General features: G+C 42.0%; 15 protein-coding genes. 6 read left to right on the top strand and 9 right to left on the bottom strand.

What is annotated here, in order from left to right; translation table 11 throughout:
- Nucleotides 1-421 precede the first annotated feature (421 nt).
- Nucleotides 422-1849: a glycosyltransferase family 2 protein gene (locus IM507_RS08750; protein WP_002736917.1), complete on the bottom strand. Its 1428-nt coding sequence runs from the start codon at nucleotides 1847-1849 to the stop codon at nucleotides 422-424.
- A 213-nt stretch (nucleotides 1850-2062) separates the two neighbouring features.
- Between IM507_RS08750 and IM507_RS08755 the strand changes: the two genes are divergently transcribed.
- On the top strand, nucleotides 2063-3298 hold the full coding sequence (locus IM507_RS08755) for a bifunctional sterol desaturase/short chain dehydrogenase (protein WP_016514260.1): 1236 nt from the start codon (nucleotides 2063-2065) through the stop codon (nucleotides 3296-3298).
- 10 nt (nucleotides 3299-3308) lie between these two features.
- On the opposite strand, the gene IM507_RS08760 is transcribed toward IM507_RS08755, so the two are convergent.
- Together IM507_RS08760 and IM507_RS08765 are read right to left on the bottom strand one after the other, a co-directional pair.
- On the bottom strand, nucleotides 3309-4253 hold the full coding sequence (locus IM507_RS08760; RefSeq protein ID WP_069473857.1) for an NAD(P)-dependent alcohol dehydrogenase: 945 nt from the start codon (nucleotides 4251-4253) through the stop codon (nucleotides 3309-3311).
- A 2-nt stretch (nucleotides 4254-4255) separates the two neighbouring features.
- Nucleotides 4256-4642 (bottom strand): hypothetical protein, encoded by a 387-nt coding sequence (locus IM507_RS08765; RefSeq protein WP_069473856.1) that lies wholly within the window; start codon nucleotides 4640-4642, stop codon nucleotides 4256-4258.
- A gap of 441 nt (nucleotides 4643-5083) precedes the next feature.
- On the opposite strand from IM507_RS08765, the gene IM507_RS08770 reads away from it, so the two are divergent.
- Nucleotides 5084-5614, top strand: coding sequence for a universal stress protein (locus IM507_RS08770; RefSeq protein ID WP_002736636.1), 531 nt, complete (start codon nucleotides 5084-5086; stop codon nucleotides 5612-5614).
- On the opposite strand, the gene IM507_RS08775 is transcribed toward IM507_RS08770, so the two are convergent.
- Both IM507_RS08775 and sppA read right to left on the bottom strand, forming a co-directional pair.
- The gene (locus tag IM507_RS08775) at nucleotides 5604-7763 is read right to left on the bottom strand and encodes a ComEC/Rec2 family competence protein (protein ID WP_123229991.1); all 2160 of its coding nucleotides are present in this window, start codon (nucleotides 7761-7763) and stop codon (nucleotides 5604-5606) included. The two genes, IM507_RS08770 and IM507_RS08775, sit on opposite strands and share 11 nt — an antisense overlap.
- A gap of 53 nt (nucleotides 7764-7816) precedes the next feature.
- Nucleotides 7817-9628, bottom strand: a complete 1812-nt coding sequence (gene sppA, locus IM507_RS08780; protein ID WP_287636905.1) for a signal peptide peptidase SppA — start codon at nucleotides 9626-9628, stop codon at nucleotides 7817-7819.
- A gap of 272 nt (nucleotides 9629-9900) precedes the next feature.
- Here sppA and IM507_RS08785 point away from each other — a divergent pair, with 272 nt between their 5' ends.
- Genes IM507_RS08785 through obgE form a run of 3 tightly spaced genes read left to right on the top strand, consistent with a single transcriptional unit; the run spans nucleotide 9901 to nucleotide 11659 of the window.
- Nucleotides 9901-10122: a hypothetical protein gene (locus IM507_RS08785; protein WP_150978015.1), complete on the top strand. Its 222-nt coding sequence runs from the start codon at nucleotides 9901-9903 to the stop codon at nucleotides 10120-10122.
- A complete protein-coding gene (locus tag IM507_RS08790; protein WP_002736523.1) occupies nucleotides 10119-10586 on the top strand; it encodes a type II toxin-antitoxin system VapC family toxin in 468 nt (155 codons plus the stop codon). The genes IM507_RS08785 and IM507_RS08790 overlap by 4 nt, the downstream gene beginning before the upstream one ends.
- A gap of 44 nt (nucleotides 10587-10630) precedes the next feature.
- Nucleotides 10631-11659, top strand: coding sequence for a GTPase ObgE (gene obgE / locus IM507_RS08795; protein WP_002736999.1), 1029 nt, complete (start codon nucleotides 10631-10633; stop codon nucleotides 11657-11659).
- A gap of 9 nt (nucleotides 11660-11668) precedes the next feature.
- Here the strand turns inward: obgE and IM507_RS08800 are convergent, their stop codons facing one another.
- Nucleotides 11669-12034, bottom strand: coding sequence for a KH domain-containing protein (locus IM507_RS08800; protein ID WP_002736767.1), 366 nt, complete (start codon nucleotides 12032-12034; stop codon nucleotides 11669-11671).
- Nucleotides 12027-12275 carry a 30S ribosomal protein S16 gene (rpsP, locus tag IM507_RS08805; RefSeq protein WP_002736858.1) on the bottom strand — a complete coding sequence of 83 codons (249 nt, stop codon included), beginning with the start codon at nucleotides 12273-12275 and terminating at the stop codon, nucleotides 12027-12029. The genes IM507_RS08800 and rpsP overlap by 8 nt, the downstream gene beginning before the upstream one ends.
- Here rpsP and IM507_RS08810 point away from each other — a divergent pair.
- Nucleotides 12274-12414 carry a hypothetical protein gene (locus tag IM507_RS08810; protein ID WP_287636906.1) on the top strand — a complete coding sequence of 47 codons (141 nt, stop codon included), beginning with the start codon at nucleotides 12274-12276 and terminating at the stop codon, nucleotides 12412-12414. The genes rpsP and IM507_RS08810 overlap by 2 nt on opposite strands.
- Before the next feature lie 327 nt (nucleotides 12415-12741).
- Here the strand turns inward: IM507_RS08810 and rfbB are convergent, their stop codons facing one another.
- Both rfbB and cdf31 read right to left on the bottom strand, forming a co-directional pair.
- Entirely contained in the window at nucleotides 12742-13818 is a 1077-nt protein-coding gene (gene rfbB / locus IM507_RS08815; protein WP_287636907.1) for a dTDP-glucose 4,6-dehydratase, read from the bottom strand.
- A 46-nt stretch (nucleotides 13819-13864) separates the two neighbouring features.
- Nucleotides 13865-14791, bottom strand: a complete 927-nt coding sequence (gene cdf31, locus IM507_RS08820; protein WP_069473851.1) for a CDF family zinc efflux transporter Cdf31 — start codon at nucleotides 14789-14791, stop codon at nucleotides 13865-13867.
- Between the last annotated feature and the right edge of the window lie 532 nt (nucleotides 14792-15323).

The following is a 15323-nucleotide window of genomic DNA, read 5'->3' on the forward strand; positions in this document are numbered from 1 at the left end:
AATAGAGGTGAAGGGGGGATTTTGTTCGGTGCTAGACTGATATTTGAGTAAGCCAGACAGAAGCCAGAAAAAGATATTTATCAGAAAAGTCATGATCAAGCTAGAGGTTTAAAGACTGATCGGGTTCCAATTATTTTTATTCATAAATATTTTACACAATTCATACCAGGTAAGCAACAGAGCTACGCCACTACTACCGAATCATTACCTTCTCGAGAAAAAAAACTGGAGCGAGCGCTTTTCGCCACCCCAGTGCTGTCACGGAATTCAATTCTGTATCTAAATTAACACATTATTGGTAGCAAGCATGATTAAGGAAATTGGAAATTTTTCCGAAAGGGGTTTCCAAAGGCTGTAACCTTGACTGACAGGGGATTTCGAGCCTGATAAGGCCAAAGTTTTTGGAGTCTATCCTCGAAAATTAAACTTCGGCGCTGAGATGTTCCCCCAGATGAACGGTTTTCACCCATTTTAAACGTTTAGGACGCAAAGCCATCCGGAGGCTGACACTGGGAATAATAATAAACCAGTGCATCATATAAATCATGCCGCGAAGGGTTTGAGCAAGGATGTCTAAACCGAGAACAAAAGTGAATTTTTTACCCGTATTGACTCGGATTAATCCTGTCACCATCCCCCAGAGAGAAAGGGAAAGAGCCAAACCAGTTAAAGGAGTTAAAATCGGAGCTTGATGCTGGGTAATAGTGATTAAAAGATCGGGAATAGCGGCCGCAGGTAAGATATATTGAACGAGCAAAAAAGCAATTAAATCAAACTTTTTCGGCCAAGGCATGGGAGACTTTAAAATCGCTTTCCAATAGTCGAGATAACGCTGAAAACCACCTTCGGCCCAACGATTGCGCTGATGCCATAAAGCGATCGCAGTTGTCACCCCTTCTTCTGCTACTGCGGGAAAATTTAAGACATTAATTTTCCAATTATCGATATGGAGACGAATAGTTAAATCAAGATCGTCGGTGATCGTTTGTTCATTCCAACCCCCGCAACGATTTAAGGCACTACGACGGACAAATTGACCATTTCCGCGCAATTCTCCGATCCCTCCCACTGCGATCCGTTGCTGTTGGAAACAGCTATCAAAGATCATTTCTACCGCTTGTCCTTTTGTCCAGAAGTTTTCGGCGGCATTGGCGATCGCTTTTCGCACCTGTACCGCACCCACTTCTCGATCGTCGAACATTGGGACCACATGACGGAGTAAATCGGAGGATAATCCCGCATCGGCATCGAATACGCCGATAATTTCCCCGTTAGTCAGGGATAAAACCTGATTCAAGGCGCCGGATTTGCCACCTCCGGCATTAGCAGGACGATGGAGAATTTTTAATTGGGGATATTCTAAAGTAAGGCGATCGAGAATCGCACCGGTGTTATCGGTGCTATAGTCATCGACGATCCAGACTTCTAACTTATCTTGGGGATAGTCTAGATGACAGAGATAATTAACCAGTTTCGTGATTACGGTTTCTTCATTTTTGGCCGCTACTAAGAGGGACACCCTGGGGACAGAGGTTAAATCCTTATCCAGTAAGGGAATTGGCGGCGTTTCTGGTTTCGTGAACAGCAGCCGCAAAGCTTGCCCCGATAGTACCATAGTTAGGGCGATAATTGCCCAATAACCCCAACTCAGCCAATGAAGTCCGATAATTATTGTCCAGATCGCCATGAGGCTAAAAGCCGCTTTCTGTCTGCGTCCCGATCGGCCTTGAAAAATTTCGCTCCTAAATTCGTCCTCCTCATCTTCGGGATCGGACCAGTCAGATAGGAGAGAACCAATCGGGTCTAATTCTTCGTTATCATCCTCTCGCGACCAATAATTTTCTGCCATAATCGACTCAGGTTAAGTAACTGTTCAAATAGAAGCTTATTTCTTGCTTTATCTTACCGAAAATTGTTAAAATTTTTAACGGAATCTTAAGTTTTTTTCGGGAAAGAAACCCCAGTTTTTCAGGCTATTGGTTCCTTTTACCCGATAAATGCGCTTTTTTGGGCTAAGATTACTTTGTTTACATTCGTTGAGAAAATTTAACATTTATCCCCTATGTCAAACCTGCTCCTCTGTGTCGGACTGATTTGTGGCTCAATTATTTGGGTGGAGATCGTGCGTGATTGCTATCATGCTCTGGCCCACCATTGGCAGCCCCTTTATCGTCTGCACGTCTGGCATCATCGGGTTTTTCGTCCCGATCTGTCGGTAATGAGCGAGGAAATTTATCGTCGGGCCCACTGGTACAATGATGTACCGGAGGCCTTGGTTATGTTGGCTGCCAGTGTTTTACCGGTACTACTGGCCTACTCTTGGGGTTTCGATCGCCCTTGGTTGGGTTGGTTAGGTTCCCTTTATACTTTGGCTTTTCTCAGCACGGCGATCGGTCGAGGTTTAGGGATCGCCAATCTGGAGGAATTAACCGATTTAACCCATCGTCCGGGGCAATTTGAGAGTTTCCCCGCTCAATGGCGCGTTAATCGTACTTACCACTGGCGACACCATTTTGATAACCAAAAGGCTTATTATTGTGGAACTTTCACCTTTATGGATAAATTGATGGGGACGGCACTTTCTCTCAAGGGTAAAACGATCGCCATTACCGGAGCGAATGGAACTTTAGGGCGATCGCTGTTAAAGTACCTACAACTGAAGGGAGCCAAGGTAATCGCGCTCACTTCTGGGGAGAATGCGATCGCCATTGAAATTAACGGCGAATCAGTACCTGTAAAAACCGTACAATGGCAAATCGGTGAAGAAACGCAACTTGAGGACCTATTTAAGTCTGTAGATATACTGATTTTAAATCATGGCGTTAATGTCCACGGCCAAAGAACCCCAGAAGCGATCGAATTAGCCTACCAAGTGAACACTTTTTCCGTCTGGCGTTTAATGGAATTATTCTTCAAAACTGTCCGCACTAACGAGCAAATTGCCCGCAAGGAAGTCTGGGTGAATACCTCGGAAGCAGAGGTTAATCCTGCCTTTAGTCCCCTCTACGAACTCAGTAAACGAGCGATCGGTGATATGATTACCCTGCGTCGTTTAGATGCTCCCTGTGTGGTAAGAAAGCTAATTCTTGGCCCTTTTAAGAGTAATTTAAATCCTGTGGGTATTATGTCCGCCGATTGGGTGGCTAAACAGATTATCAAGGCGGTACAGAGGGATAGCCGCAATATTATTATTACTATTAATCCCTTGACTTTTATCACCTTTCCAATTAAAGAATTCTCTGTTTCTACCTACTTAAAACTATTTACTCGTTCCCCAAAAAAACAGAAAAATCCCTAACTATTTATCCTTAATCGGGGATCAGGACTATTTTTCCTCGCACTCTTTCCGATTCACTATAATTATGAGCTGCTGCCACCTGGGAAAAAGTATAGGTGCGATCGATTCTAACAGTTAATTTACCCGATTCGATCGCTTCTTTGAGAAATTGCCAGTCAGACGCTTGTGCTTGAGCAAAAAATATCAGTTTCCCTTTTTGGGGCAACCAAGCACCGAGATAATTTAGGAAGATAATTCCGGGATTTGGGAGGGTGGTTATATAGGTGCCTTGGGGTTTTAAAAGCTGACGACAGTGCCAAAAAGAAGACTTAGCCACAGCATCGAAGATTATATCATATTTCTGCTCGGTTTTTCTCCAATCTTCTTGGGTATAATCGATAACTTTATCGGCTCCTAAAGAGGTGACATAATCGATATTTTTACTACTACAAACTCCATCTACTTGCGCGGAGAAAATTTTTCCTATCTGCACAGCAAAACTACCCACTCCTCCCGATGCACCATTAACTAAAATCCGATTTCCTGCTTGAATATTGCCAAAATCTCGCAAGACTTGCAAAGCGGTAGAAGCAGCTAAAGGAGTGGCGGCAGCTTCAATAAAACTCTGATTATGCGGTTTTTTAACTAAGAGGGAAGCGGGAATAATTGCATATTCAGCATAGGTTTTACCGGGCAATTGATTGAGAAAACCAAAAACCTCATCTCCGATCTGAAATTGTTCCACCTGACTACCTTTTTCAACGATAATTCCACTATAATCAAAACCTAATTGCAGGGGAAATTTATTACCTGTGGCTATTTTGAGCATCCCCCGACGAATCTTCCAATCAATCGGATTAATTCCCGCTGCCATAATCTTAATTAAGACTTCTTTCCCTTGGGGAATTGGCTTTTCTATGTCTGTGTATTGGAGAACATTACTATCGCCATAGCGATTAATGATAATAGCTTTCATAATTAAGAAAAAAGTTGATAAAATAGTAAGGGAGCAAAAGTAATGACCAAGAGAACCAAAATCCAAACTCGTCCCGCTAAAAGATTATAATCTTGCCCTAATCTTGACCAAGAGTGACCGGCGATAAAATGGCCGAACAGAAATTCAAAACCCACTGTTAATAGTAACCAAATTAAACCGATGGTAATTGCTTGACCGGACGATTCTAGACCCCAAAAATAGACAAGAGTGCCAATATAAAGACTAAAAAAGAGGATTCCTGTCAGGGTAGAAATTTGATGAGCGCGTAGTTCATCGAGATATTTTCCGTAGGTGCTTTCCCTGAGAATACCGTTACTAATTCCTATTACGATCATCGGGAGCCATAGAATAATGTAGCGACTAATCATAAGTTGTTGGTTTAGAACTCGCTCTAATTGGATTATATACCGCAGCTGCTCTGGGCAAATCTCTCAAGGCAAGAGAAAAAGACAAAAATTGCATTTATCCCATTAATTGACCATTTTTCTAGTTACGGTGTTTCTCATAAAGATGAAGCATAAACTGATCGGGTATCGTCTCGGAGTCTCACCAAAACGAAAACCTCATACCTCACCATTAAGATAACTGCTATAAGTAAGGACAGGGGTGACAGTAGGGTAAATTGTTAATTTTTTTGCTAATTCAGCTAAATCATCCGAAAAATGTCACACTAGAGGTAGGGGATCGTCAACTATCAATCATCAGCTTTCAGCAATTTTTGGCTATTTCCCCCGGGTATTGCTGGCAGCCGATGGGAAAAAAGATTAACTTCAACCCTGACGTTATCTGCTATCGAGGAGGCTAATTCTATGGATAATACGGAAACAATCTCAGTCGATCGAGATACCAACAAACTCTATAATAAAATTCTCGTGGCTGTGGATTATCAAGATCCCACTCCAGAGGTATTGAATGCGGCTATTCTCTTAGCGAAAACCTACGCTAGTGAGTTGCGAATTGTTTATAGTATGTCTCAACCTTTGACTCCCTACACGGAAACTTTTATTTATGGTAATCTGATCGGTTATGGTGGCGGTTATCCCCCCGATATGATCGCCTTAGAACAACAAATCACCGAAGAAATGCAAGCGGAATTACAAGCTTGGTTAAACGGTTTAGTTGATCGAGCTAAGGAAGATAATATCACGGCCAAGGCTGATTATTATATCGGTGATCCGGGGCAGAAAATTTGTCAAGTTGCCCAGCAGGAGGGGATAGATTTAATTATTGTTGGTCGTCACGGTCGATCGGGTTTATCTGAGTTAATCTTAGGTAGTGTCAGTAATTATGTGGTACATCATGCTCCCTGTTCAGTTTTGGTAGTACAAATTACTCATTAATTAGAAAGGGTTGAAATCCATTTTTTGCTGTCCATTGAATCGCTCCATCTCTCCCGGTCCAGTAAGTCTTAATCCGGGCCTTTCTCAGTTGATTTTTGGCATTGCGGGAGAGATTGTTAGTGACAGCGATCGCTGTTTGTGGTCGAATTGACTCTAGCCATTGTTTATCTAGATTGCTTCCCTGCCATAATAACACTAGGGGGCTGAATTCTTGGGATAAATTAACGGGAATTTTCGGGTTGACAATCCATAGCCAAGATTGATTTTTTACCTGAAATTTAAATAAATTTTTCTCGAGCAATTGTCCAGTAATTTCACCAAGATTAAATTTTTCTAACTGGGATAAATTAATAGTTTTTTGAATCGGTATGCTCTGACTGATAGTTGAGAATTGCGCCGAATTATTGACGGTTATTGCTCTTTGTATTTGATTAATTCCCTCCTGTCGCAAAAAAGGCAAAACTGTATAACGTGCTGTTGCGGGTTCCTCCCCATTAATTAAGAGAGTATTTCCTCGATTTTGAATAATGATTACCGGTTGCGATTTGGTGGCTAAAACTGTCACCTGAGTTAAAGTTAAATGTTGATAAATAATCGGTATTAAAATTAAAGTGAGGATAAATAAACCAACTAAATGCCACCGTTGACGAAACCAGAGGTTGCAGCAGATTAAGGTAAGGCAAATATAAATAATTAACATCACTCCTAAAGATAATTTACCCGTGGAGTAGGTACTAAAAGGAAGCAGACTAAAAAAGTTGGTAATTTGCAGTAATAACTTGAGAGGGTAATAGAGAATACTAGCGCCGATACTGCCCAAAGGGGGATAAATTAAGCCTAAAAAAGCAGTAAAAACTCCTCCTAAACTAATTAGGGTAATTAGGGGAGTTGTGATAATATTAATGGGGATATTATAAAGAGCGATCGAGTTAAACGTAAACATTAATAAAGGCATAGTCCAGAGAGTGGCAGCTAGACTAATAGCTATAGGTTCAGCGATTAAATTAGGGAAATAGTCAATTTTATTTTTCAGTAAAGGAACGGTAATAATTAATCCCAAAGTCGCTAAAAAGCTTAACTGAAATCCTAAATCCCAAATCCAGAGAGGCTGCCATAATAATAGAATTGTAGCCGCTAGTAATAGGGAGCCTAAACTATTAACTTGTCGATTATAAAGCAGACCGATTAATGCCCCAATTCCCATCAAAATCGCCCGCATAACTGAAGGTTGTAACCCTGTTAAGGTGCCGTAAATTATTAAGATAGTAACGGCAATAATAAACTGTTTTTTGGGGGATAAATTGCGAGTAATAGTTAAAACAAATCCCAACAAAATAGACACATGAAAGCCAGAAGCTGCTAAAATGTGAGCCAATCCAGTTTTAATAAATAAATCTGTGATTTTTGCTGATAAATTAACCGCTTGTCGTCCGAGGGTAATGGAACTTAATAAAGTCCCTTTTTCTTGGCCTAGTCCTTGAATTTGTGCCTCAACAATGCGCTGACGAATCTGCCAAACTCCCCAAGTCGGTGATTTTTTATCAATAATTATTTCCCCTTTTAAACCAGCAAAAGCACCCTGACGCGCTAGATAATTAGCAAAGTCAAAAGCACTGGGATTATTGGCACGACGGGGACGATAAAGTAATCCTTTAACTGTTATTTCTTGTCCGGGATAAACCTGATTTTCTGCTAGATTTGGTAGAGTAACGTAGAGTTTACCCTCGGATTTTTTTGTGGGTAAATTCTTGAGGCTAAATTCTTTTACTTCTAACCAAAATTGTAAATTTTCTCGGCGATTGAGACGGATTTCTGATATAATACTCCCCGTGATTTTAATAGAGTTAACTACATTATTTTTTAAAAGATGACTGATATCGTTTGCGCTGGGGTAAGGAGTGCGAATTTCTAGATAAACAACGGCAAATATAGCTATTAATCCCGCTATCAGCCAAATTTTTTTCGGGGGACTTTGCCACCAAAAACGACGGATAAAAATTGTGGTTAACGTGGTAATTAGACTAAGAATAACAATTCTAATTATCACTTCTTGCCATCGGTTTAACTGGGGACTAAAATCTACCAGACCTGTAGATAATAATCCCAGAATATAGGCTAAACCAAGAATAACACTATTAGGGCGATTCATAGAAATTTTTGTCAAAGAATTTCAGAATTAGCGAGCATTATTTTTACCTAATATCAGCGAAAATCGAGATTAAAAAGTAACTTAGCATAAACACGATGGGGATCGTTAAATGTAGGTAACTTTAATAATTCCTGCTGAAAATTTTGCCATTCCTGCGTCAAAGGATGATTATTTTTAGTGAGAGGAGGAAGATAGGTTTGCAAGAAATTAGAGAAAAGTTCTTCTTGCCAACTTTGCGATCGAGGATATTCTTGAAGACTCCAATCATCCCCTAATTTAGCTGTTTTGGCCGCATATTGTACTGCCACTTCTAGACCACCAATTTGATCAACTAAACCAATTTTAACCGCATCTTTTCCCGTCCAGACACGACCTTGGGCCACAGTTCTAACCTTGTCTGGGGATAATTTTCGCCCCTGGGCCACCGTCTCGATAAATAAATCATAGAACCGATTAACTGCCGCTTGATAAATTTCTAATTCTTGGGGATTTTTCGGTCTGGTAATAGTAGATATATCGGCTAATTCTCCAGTTTTCACTGTATCCCAATCGATGCCATTATTATTAGCAATCTTCTGGATATTTAACAATAATCCAAACACACCGATGGAACCAGTAATTGTATCATTATCGGCAAAAATTCTTTGACCCCCCATGGCGATCCAATAACCCCCAGAAGCTGCCACATCACCCATAGAAATAATTACCGGTTTTTTCGCATCTAAACGCTTAATTTCCCGCAGAATCACCTCAGAAGCGGTGGCACTTCCCCCCGGACTATTAATCCGCAAAACTACCGCTTTCACCTCCTCCTTCCCCTGTAATTTTCGCAGTTCCTTCGCCAATTTATCCCCACCGATTTGGCCTCTATCTCCCTGACCTTCTACGATTGTCCCTTCTGCATAAACTATCGCTATTTGATTGCTACTATTTTCCTCCTCATCGAGAGAACTAGCATAATTGGCTAAAGAAATTTGCGAAAAAGAGCTAGAATTTCCCTCCTCATTAGTTTTATTTTTTGCTTCTCCCGTCAACTCTTTAGCTAAAACAATTACCCGATCTAAATAGGCCACTTCATCAACAAAACCCGCCTCTTTTGCCGTGGTTGCTTCCAGAATACCTTGAGTATCAGAAATAGTTTGCAGCTGTTGGGGGGTTAAATTGCGACTTTTGGCCACTGTGGAACTATAGTTAGACCAAATTGTATCGAGTAGGGTTTGCAGCTGCTGACGATTCTGGACACTTAAATCCTGACGCGTATAGGGTTCCACTGCACCTTTAAAAGAACCCACTTTTACCACTTGCACCCCCACACCATACTTTTCTAGTGCATCGGCAAAAAAGGTTTGTTGACTACTTAAACCATTAATTTCCATTCTCCCCACGGGATTAATAATCACCGTTTCAGCAACGGAAGCGAGATAATATTCCTTTTCCGTCCATTCCATATCGTAGGCGATAATTTTTTTACCCGATTGGCGAAATTTTGCCAAAGCTTGCCGCACTTCCGTCAGGGTAGCATAGCCATATTCACCGATATTGTCGCGACCATAGAGTAACAGACCGACAATGTTATCATCAAGGGCGGCCTTTTCGATCGCCGCTATCACCTGTCGCAAATTTAAAGTGGTCGTACTCTCACCGGTCAAACTATCGGCTAAACTGGAACTAGGAGGAGCATCGCTGATATTGGTGGCCAAGTTAAAAACTAAGACCGATTTTTCCTTAACTGAGGAGCTATCGCTAGAAATAAGCAAGGAAAGCAGTAAAAATGCTAATCCTCCCACACCTAAGACCGAAAATGCCAATAATCCCAGTAAAGTTCCCAAGCAACTAGCGAAAGTTTGTTTAAAAAACTGCCCCATCGGTTTTCATCTGCTACTAATTATCCTGTTTCCTATTGTAGGGATTCCCCGCCCAGAAACAAGTTTTTTATTTCCGAACAAATGTACTGAAAACCTTGGAGATAGTGACTGGAGTTGTGAAGTGTCAAGGGATCGGCTAAGATTGTGATAGACAATTTCCAGTCAAAGAGATGAATCAATTAAATTAAAGATAGATTCTGTCTTTGATCCCCCCTTCCCCCCTTGATAAGGGTGGTGTCTGGCAATTTTTAACACCCACCTACTTAAAAGAGATGAATCAATTAAAACCTAAACTCGTCAATTATCCGGATTGGGATCGAAAAGAACAAATTAAACGAAATCGTTCGGCCTTGGCTATCTTAGAACAAAGACGACAAAAACGGTCACAAATAACCGATGAGCAAGACCAAGAAATTTCCCAGTGTTTGCTCAATTTTCAGACTGCGATTGATAATGCTCGTCCTTTGGGTTCAAAGCTTTATAGCCAAGGATGATTGTCTTTATCGATTCGGGGGTTTTGGGTTTACTAACTCATCCTAAAAAAGCGTGTAAACCAGCTGACTGCGAAGACTGGCTTTATTCACTTTTCTCCAAGGGCGTTTATGTAGTTAGTTCCGATATCTGTGATTATGAAGTCAGAAGAAGCCTATTATTAGAATCGGTCAAAAAAAATTCCTTTAATAGCCTAGATAATCTTAATGAATTACGCAATGTCATTGATTTTTTAAATTTAGATACCGATGTGATGTTAGAATCGTCACAAATTTGGGTAGAAACTCGAAAGATTGGCAAACAAACGGCTGATAATTACAAGATTGACGTAGATATTATTATTTTTGCTCATTGGCAGTTATTAAAAAAACAATATCCGAGTCGTTATCTAGTCATCGCTACCACTAATGTCAAACATTTTCAGGGATTCGCAGAAGCTTTAAATTGGCAGGATATTAACCTATAACAGCTTTGATCTCGATCATTTTTTCACTTTAATTATTTAATCTTATGCAGTTTATTGATCGCGCCGAAATAGAAGTAGAAGGGGGTAAGGGAGGTGATGGAATTGTCGCTTTCCGTCGGGAAAAATACGTCCCCGCTGGCGGTCCGGCCGGAGGTAATGGGGGAAAAGGTGGTTCGGTGATTTTTGTGGCGACTCAGAACCTGCAAACCCTGCTAGATTTCCAGTATAGTCGCTATTTTAAGGCCGATGACGGCAAACGGGGCGGCCCTAACAACTGCACTGGAGCCAACGGTAGCGATCGCATTATTAAAGTTCCCTGTGGTACAGTGGTTTATGATCTCGATAGCGAGGAAATTATCGGCGATTTGGTCACTCCCGAACAGACTTTAATCGTGGCTGCCGGGGGAAAAGGGGGATTAGGCAACCGACACTTTTTAAGTAATAATAATCGCGCACCCGAATACGCTTTACCCGGTTTAGACGGGGAAAAACGCCATTTACGCCTAGAATTGAAGTTATTAGCGGAAGTGGGCATTATCGGGCTGCCCAATGCGGGAAAATCCACCCTAATCTCGGCCGTTTCCTCTGCTCGTCCCAAAATCGCCGATTATCCCTTTACGACTCTCATTCCTAACTTGGGAGTGGTACGCAAACCCACGGGAGATGGGACGGTATTCGCCGATATTCCTGGATTAATCGAGGGAGCGCACCTAGGAATCGGCTTAGGACACGAATTTTTGCGCCACATCGAACGTACACGCCTGTTAATTCATCTTGTTTCCTTGACAGCAGAAGACCCGATCGCCGATTATCAAATTATCGAAGGAGAATTGGCCGCCTATGGTCGAGGCTTAGAAAAGCGATCGCAAATACTGGTTTTCAACAAAATTGATGCTGTGGACGAGGAAACGATAGATAACTATCAAAGGCAGTTTGCTAAAATAACCAATGCCGAGATTTTGACTATTTCCGCCGTAACAGGAGCCGGATTAACCACTTTACTCGCCAAAGTTTGGCAGCAATTAGAGCAACTGGAGAGGGTCGAGGATGAAACCCCTTCCCTGTTTTCCTAAAATCGCTCGTTAGTTGTTGAGCTGCCGGGGTGCAGGTGGTCGGCGATTGCTCGGCCTTCTTTCCGTACCTTCAAAGTTACCATTAGAACGACGGGTGCGGCGCTGTTCGCCTTCATTTTCGGCCGCATAGACTTCTAGATAAAGAGAGCGACCCGCATTTGCGGCCGCCATCTCTAGGGTAGTTCTAATCGCCTGTAAATTGCGTCCTCCCCGGCCGTAAACTTTGCCTTTATCGGCATCATCGAAGGCTACACGCACCCAAAGACGTTCATTTTCCTTACAGCGCTCGATATCCAATCTCAGACTGGCCGGATCTTCCAAAAACGGCTCGATCATAAATTTCACCAGTTCGAGATAATTGGGGGTACTAGGCATTGATTTTCTCGAAAATTTTCTGTTTGGTGAGAATGCTGCGCACGGTGTCCGTCGGTTGCGCTCCTTGTTGTAAGCGTCGGATGATTCCTTCTTCATCGAGACGCACTTCATCGGTGCGGGGATTGTAAAATCCTAATTCCTCTAGGGGACGACCATCGCGACGACTGGTGCTAACGGCCGCAACGATACGATAACTGGCTTCGCGTTTTTTACCAAAGCGTTTTAGACGTAATTTGATCATGGTTACTCAAAAATTCTTCTTTCCGATTCTAACTCATCCCGGCGGTATTTCCACAAGTGGCGATCGAGGGAACGGTCGGCAGCCATTCGATATTATTGAAAATAACGCCGATATCTTATCAGTGATCAGTAAACAGTGAACTAAAAACTCAAATCTGATCCCGTCGAGCGTCTCCCGTAGGCTGCATCTCCTATTTGTGACTTTCTCTCACTTATGGTCAGCAGCAGTTATTAAAAGAGGGCGAATGCAATTCGCCCCTACAATAATATTATTGCGCCAATGGTAGGGGCGCACCGTGGTCAGTGAGTTTATCGAACTGCGTGCGCCCAAAATATGATATAGATATTTCTATAAAATTGAGATGCAGCCTTTCACTGATTACTGATTACTGTTTACTGTTTACTGATCACTGAAAGGCCTCCCGTCTTGACTAGGAAATTAATTTTGCACGACTACTTACCCTTCTCTAACCGTAAACTTTCCCATAATACTCTTGATATTCTTTGGATAACAAAGGTTGCCACCAATCCCGATGATCGAGATACCATTGAATGGTTTTTCTTAATCCCCCCTCTACCGTTTCTTCGGGTTGCCAACCTAATTCGGTGCGAATTTTAGTGGCATCAATAGCATACCGGCGATCATGTCCGGGGCGATCCTTGACAAAAGTAATTAAATTCTGAGCAGGTTTCACGGGTAAATCGGGAGCTAATTCATCCATTAAATCACATAACATCCTGACTAAATCGATATTTTTTACCTCATTATTTCCGCCAATATTATAGGTTTCTCCCGCTTTTCCTTTGTGAATAACTGTATCTAAAGCTTGACAATGATCCCGCACATATAACCAATCTCGAACATTTTGACCATCACCATAAACAGGTAAAGGTTTACCCAAAAGAATATTAATACACATCAAAGGAATTAACTTTTCGGGAAAATGATAAGAACCATAATTATTAGAACAATTAGTAATAATTGTCGGCATTCCGTAGGTATGAAAATAAGCTCTCGCTAGATGATCACTCCCCGCTTTTGAGGCAGAATAGGGACTATTAGGAGCATAGGGAGTAGTTTCGGTAAAAGCCGGATCATCTAATCCTAAACTGCCATAAACCTCATCGGTGGAAACGTGCAGAAAACGATAGTTATCGGGTTGGTGATTACTTAACCAATGTTGCCGAAAACTTTCTAATAGAGTAAAAGTTCCCACCACATTAGTTTGCACAAAAGCTCCAGGACCAAGAATCGATCGATCCACATGGGATTCGGCGGCAAAATGGGCAACTGTATCGATATTTTCACTGGCAAATAACTCATCAACTAAAGCTCGATCGCAGATATCCCCTTGCAGAAAACGGAGATTCTTTCTATCTTTCAGTGTCGCTAAATTATGCAAATTGCCCGCATAGGTAAGAGCATCGAGAACAATAACACGATCCTCAGGATAATTCTCGCACCAATGATGAACAAAATTCGAGCCGATAAATCCTGCTCCACCAGTAATTACTATGCTTCTAGCTTGATTTTCTATCGCCATGGCCACCTCTAGCAAAAGTTCGCTACTTATTTTAGGCTTTTTTGCTTCACACTTCTTCATCAAAAGTGATCTTATCGGAGTGATAATCCGGCGGTTCAACGTGAATTAAAATTCTCACAGGGCTAAATTGTTGGCTTAATCTTGCTTCTACCGCTTCCGTGATTGCGTGAGCAGTTTCTACATCTTGAGCGGAGACAATTAGGTGCATTTCCATAAATACCTGTCTTCCCACCACTCCCCGAGACGCGATCGCATGACAATTAAGCACCCCCGGCACCTCCATGACAATTTGATGAATCACTTCAGGAGCGATCGCCATTTCATCCACTAACAAAGGTAAATTTTCCTTGAGAACTTTCCAACCACTGCTAAACACCAAAAAAGCGACGGGAAAGGACAAAATCACATCTAACCATTGTAATTGGGGAATATTAGCCGTATTACCCACCCAAACCCCAACTAACCCCAATAAAACCGTAATTGTCACCCACACATCACTCATGGTATGACGAGCATCGGCAATCAAAATCGCACTACCGACACGCTGCCCCACGGATCTCTCATAGTAGGTGACAAAAATATTCACCCCTAAAACGATAATTAATAGCCATAATTCAGGACCGGCAATCTCGACAGGTTTTCCGCCTTTAATAATACGCATGATCGCCCCCTGCAAGATTTCAAAACAGGCAATTCCCAAAAAGGCAGCGATCGCTAAAGCTCCGATCGCTTCGTATTTCAGATGTCCGTAGGGATGATCTCGATCGGGATAGGGAGAGGAAAACCGCATCGCTACCAATCCCAAGACATTATTAGCACTATCGGTGACACTATGGAGAGCATCCGCTTGCAAACTCAAAGAACTAATTCTCAAACCCACCCCCGCTTTGATCCCCATAACCAAAATGTTCAGCAGCAGGGTGATCCAAAGAACCTTTTGGACAGTAGCCCGATTATCTTTTAAAACAGCCACAGGATTATCAGTTATCAGTGATCAGTGTTAATTTTCCCACTCTTATCTCCGTTTTTTTTCCTTTTTACTTTTGGCTCTTCTAGAGTACTGGACAGTGGGAAGTTCTTGCCGGGGGGGGAAATCTGACTATCCCCAGGATGTTCAGGCCCACATTCCGCACCCTAAGTGTCACAACGTCTCAAAAGAGGAAGGGGCGTGAGTCAAAATACTTATCTAGAGGAGTGAGTTGGCGGCAAGCTGCCAGCAACTAAGCCGAAAATTCCAGGGTTCCCCCAGTAATTCTCAATAAACAGTGCTTATTGAGAATAAACGGGCAATCAGACTTAACATCTAGCGGCGAGATGTTCGAGTAGTGCTTAAGTTTCATTACCCCTTGAAGTCAATCCATCTGGTCAAGATAAGAGATAATATTCCTGGCAAGGTTTGGGAAAAAATCTCAAAATGTTGCGCCTCTCATCCGTTAAGTTACTAATCTTTTGATTGTCTTGAATAGGTCGGAGATGAATCCCTTGAAAGTTCTGAAATATCCAGC

The sequence above is a fragment of the Microcystis sp. M20BS1 genome (assembly GCF_020245305.1).
In the GTDB taxonomy this organism is placed as follows: domain Bacteria; phylum Cyanobacteriota; class Cyanobacteriia; order Cyanobacteriales; family Microcystaceae; genus Microcystis; species Microcystis ichthyoblabe_A.